We start from the raw sequence: 1,033 nt of genomic DNA on the forward strand, positions 1-1,033 counted from the left end.
CTTCATGGCGGTCGATCCGCCATGAAGCCGTCATTGCCGCCGCAATCGTGCGGCACGCAGCCGCTGGCATAGAAGGCGCCCGAGGCGGTTTTCTCGGTGCCGCCGCCGACCAGCAGGCTGGTCGCCATCTCGGGCATCTCCTTGCCGAGCAGCGTCTCGGCCAGCCTGTAGACGGCCTCGTTGTGGAAAGCGTCAACGACGTTGTCGTATTTCGACGGATCGACGTCTTTCCAGTCAGTGCCGGGCTCCGGCATATAGGTGAGATTGCCGGAAGTCGTCAGCCCGTCCGTCGGCGACCATTGCAGCGCCGGCTTGGAAACGCCCGGCAACAGGTAGGGCACGAAATAGATGGCGCTGTCGGAGATCGCAGCCGGCGGTGCGCCACATTCATCCTGCTCGACCGTGATGCTCTGGATGGTGCCGCCTTCTGGCTTCCAGACGATCACCGTGGCCGGGCCGCACTGGTTGCCGCCATCGCCGACATCGACCAGCGCGACGTTGACCCCGCCGACCTTGACGATCTTGTCGAACGACACCTCGTAATTGCTGGCCAGTTGCTTGCCGTCATAGGCCAGCACCTTCTCGCCATACTCTTCCTGCTGGGTGATGGTCAGCTGCCCACTCTCGAACGGGACCCGTGCTTGGCTGTCATCGTCGGCTAGGGCAGCATTGCTCGACGCGCCCAGGTCGGCGGCCCCGGACGCATCGTCAGCCGCCACGAGCACCATGTCGGTCTGTGCATGCGCGCCAGCCACCGGCATCAAAATCCACGCCAGCGCGCAAGCGCCGGCAAGAAGCGAAGGTGTCATGACTGTCCCTCCGTTCAGCCGACACGAACCCGGCCTGGCGCGGCCGGGTTCATCGTACCGTTCAGGCCCAGGGTCGCAACTCGGCGTTCTTCTTCTCGAACGAGGCGATGGCGTCGGCCTTCTCCATGGTCAGGCCGATATCGTCGAGCCCGTTGAGCAGGCAGTGCCGCTTGAAGTCGTCGAGGTCGAACTTGACCACGCCGCCGTCCGGTCCGCGGATTTCC

Annotated in this window: 1 protein-coding gene and 1 pseudogene; both read right to left on the reverse strand. The window is 64.5% G+C overall.

Annotated features, from left to right (window positions below; all coding sequences use genetic code 11):
* Positions 1-2: 2 nt before the first annotated feature.
* Complete coding sequence (locus tag EOA86_RS35950) at positions 3-809, reverse strand: hypothetical protein (RefSeq protein WP_245497492.1); 807 nt, start codon at positions 807-809, stop codon at positions 3-5.
* A gap of 61 nt (positions 810-870) precedes the next feature.
* Positions 871-1,033 (reverse strand): annotated as a pseudogene (locus EOA86_RS35955) (3-isopropylmalate dehydratase small subunit); the annotation flags it as partial.

Source organism: Mesorhizobium sp. M5C.F.Ca.IN.020.32.2.1 (assembly GCF_004023105.1).
Taxonomy (GTDB): domain Bacteria; phylum Pseudomonadota; class Alphaproteobacteria; order Rhizobiales; family Rhizobiaceae; genus Mesorhizobium; species Mesorhizobium wenxiniae.